The 2,829-nt window shown below is 71.5% G+C and carries 4 protein-coding genes; 2 read left to right on the plus strand and 2 right to left on the minus strand.

Going from position 1 to position 2,829, the window contains the following annotated elements:
• The coding region (locus HUV06_RS15715; protein WP_174302180.1) for a heme exporter protein CcmB at positions 1 to 553 on the minus strand (553 nt) is incomplete at its 3' end.
• On the minus strand, positions 550 to 1,161 hold the full coding sequence (gene ccmA / locus HUV06_RS15720; protein ID WP_174302181.1) for a heme ABC exporter ATP-binding protein CcmA: 612 nt from the start codon (positions 1,159 to 1,161) through the stop codon (positions 550 to 552). The genes ccmA and HUV06_RS15715, both read right to left, overlap by 4 nt.
• 119 nt (positions 1,162 to 1,280) lie before the next feature.
• Between ccmA and HUV06_RS15725 the strand changes: the two genes are divergently transcribed.
• Together HUV06_RS15725 and HUV06_RS15730 are read left to right on the plus strand one after the other, a co-directional pair.
• Positions 1,281 to 1,925, plus strand: coding sequence for a LemA family protein (locus HUV06_RS15725; RefSeq protein ID WP_254601194.1), 645 nt, complete (start codon positions 1,281 to 1,283; stop codon positions 1,923 to 1,925).
• Between the two features lie 199 nt (positions 1,926 to 2,124).
• On the plus strand, positions 2,125 to 2,829 hold a 705-nt coding region (locus HUV06_RS15730), incomplete at its 3' end, for a YgcG family protein (protein ID WP_254601196.1).

The raw sequence follows: 2,829 nt of genomic DNA on the forward strand, positions 1-2,829 counted from the left end.
CCAGCGCGCTCACCGCGCCGGCCCCGAACACCACCGGCGGACAGAACAGCGGCAGCACGATCACCGCCACCAGCACCCCGCCCCGCTTCGCACCGAGCGCCAGGGCCGCGCCGATCCCGCCGGTGAAGGCGAAGCCCAGCCCCGCCGCCAAGGCGGTGGCGAAGGTCAGCCAGGCCGAGGACGTCGGCGCACCCAGCGTTATGGCCACCACCGGCGCCAGCGCCGCCAGCGGCGCCCCGTTGGCCAGCCACTGCGCGGCGCACTTGGCGGCGGCCACCAGCTCCAGCCCCGGCTCCCCGAGGCCGAGCAGGTCCAGGGCCCCGTCCTCGAAGTCACGCTCGAACAGGCGCTCCAGCGAAAGCAGGGAGGACAGGGCGAGCGCCGCGAACGCCGCCCCGGGGGCCACCGCCGCCAGCTTCTGCGGCGAAGGCCCTTCCGCCAGGGGGAGCAGGGTGGCCAGCCCGATGTAGAAGGCGCCGGCGAACAGCGGGCCGCCGCCCCGACCCCAGGCCAGGGACAGTTCCCGCCGGAACAGGGCGGCCAGCGGACTCACGCCGTTCCCACCGCAACCACGCGCGCGGGGATGGGCAGGGGGTCGTGCACTGCGGCCAGGATCATCCCGCCGCCGTCCAGGTGGGTCTGCATCAGCGCGCCAAAATGCGTGCGGCGGTGGGCGTCCAGGGGCGCCAGCGGTTCGTCCAGCAGCCACAGAGGCCGCGGGGCCGCCAGCAGACGCGCCAGGGACAGCCGCCGCCGCTGGCCGGCGGAGAGCTTGCGCACCTCGAGGTCGAGCAGTGGGGCCAAGTCCAGCCGGGACACGGCGGAGGCCGTGTCGCCGCCGCCGAGCCAGGCGCTCCAGAAGGCCAGCTCCTCGGCTGCTGTGCGAGCGGTCTTCAACCCGTCGTGGTGGCCGAGCAGGTGCAGGCCGGCGACCCGCGCCACCTCCGCCTCCAGCTCGCCCTCGATCCCGAAGAAGCGCACCGCCCCGGCGGTCGGGCGCAGCAGGCCCGCCACGGCGCGCAGGAGGCTGGTCTTACCCGTGCCGTTGGCGCCGGTCAGCGCCACCGCCTCTCCCGCGCGAAGCTTCAGGTCGAAGCCGGCGAACAGCCGCCGCTCGCCGCGCGCCAAGGCCAAGGTTTCTATGGACACGGTGGTGATCAAGGGGTGCGAGCCTAGCGGCTTTCCCCGCCGCCGCCAGCCTTGCCAACGCTTGACGTGCCAGCCGCCGCGCGACCTGCTAGAGCAGGCGTTGCATAGCCTTGCTGAACCGGAGCCCAACCTTGCGCCGCTTGGACCGTCTCGCCGCCCTGATCGCCTTGCCGCTCGTGCTCGGCGGGTGCGGCGTCAACACCATCCCCACGCTCGAGGAGCAGGCCAAGACCAAGTTCGGCGACCTTCAGGCCGACTACCAGCGTAGAGCGGACCTGATCCCCAATCTGGTAGCCACCGTGAAGGGCTATGCCGCCCAGGAGAAGAGCGTTCTGGTAGAGGTTACCCAGGCTCGCGCCTCCGCCACCCAGATCCACATCGACCCCGAGCAGGTCAGCGACCCCGCCAAGGTCGCCCAGTTCGCCCAGGCGCAGCAGGGCCTGTCCGGCGCGCTGAGCCGCCTGCTTGTGGCCAGCGAGAACTATCCCCAGCTGCAGTCCGACCAGAACTTCCTGGCGCTGCAGTCCCAGCTGGAAGGCACGGAGAACCGCATCACCGTGGCGCGGCGCGACTACAACGAGGCGGTGCGCCAGTACAACACCACCCTGCACACCTTCCCCGGCGTGATCTGGGCCTCGACGCTGTACCATGCGGAAAAGCCCATGGTGCTGTTCCAGGCCACCGACACAGCCCAGAGCGCACCGACGGTGAACTTCGACAGCGCGCCGGCGGCGACGACCACGACGAGCACCGCCGCCAGTAACACGGCGCAGTAGGGTGGACGCAGGCCGCCTTTCATCCCCCTTCCGGTCGGGAAGAATGAAGGGGTTCAGCTCTGCTGGAGAAGGTGAGGGGCATCGTTGCCGTTTGCGGCGGCAAGCCCAGCGCGGCCCCTCATCCTCCCAGACCGCTATGCAGCGCGCGCCCCTCCCTCTCTCCTGCGGAGTGGGGGGGTGGGCGGCTGCGTTCGTTGCATTGTTGTTCACAGTCTTCTTTCTCGCGCCGGCCGCCTTCGCCACGCCGACCTTCCCTCCGCTCACCGGCCGCGTCGTCGACGACGCGCACGTCCTCACTCCCGACATCCAGGCCGACCTGACCAGCAAGCTCGCCGCGCTGGAGGCCAAGACGGGGACGCAGCTCGTCGTGGTCACTCTGTCGTCGCTGCAGGGCGACGACATCGCCGACTACGGCTACCAGCTCGGCCGCGCCTGGGGCATCGGGCAGAAGGGCAAGAACACCGGCGCCCTGTTCATCGTCGCCCCCGGCGAGAAGAAGGTCCGCGTCGAGGTCGGCTATGGTCTGGAGCCGGTGCTGACCGACGCCATGTCCAGCGTCATCCTGACCGGCCAGGTGCTGCCGCGCTTTCGCCAGGGCGATATTTCCGGGGGCGTGGTGGCGGGGACCGATGCGCTGATCCAGCAGCTCGGGCTCGACCCGCAGCAGGCGGCCGCCCAGGCGCAGCAGGCGCAGGCGGCCCAGGCGGAGCAGCCGGCGCCGCGCCATCACGAGACGCTCGGCACCCTCTTCTCCATCCTGCTCTTCGTGTTCGTGGTCTCCGCCTTCTTCCGAGGCGGGCGCAGGGGCGGGGGGCTGGGCTGGATCCTGCCGATGATGTTCATGGGCGGAGGCTTCGGCGGCCGCGACGACGAGGGCGGTGGCGGCGGGGGAGGCGGGTTCAGC

The sequence above is a fragment of the Caulobacter sp. S45 genome (assembly GCF_903642205.1).
Classification (GTDB): Bacteria; Pseudomonadota; Alphaproteobacteria; order Caulobacterales; family Caulobacteraceae; genus CAHJWH01.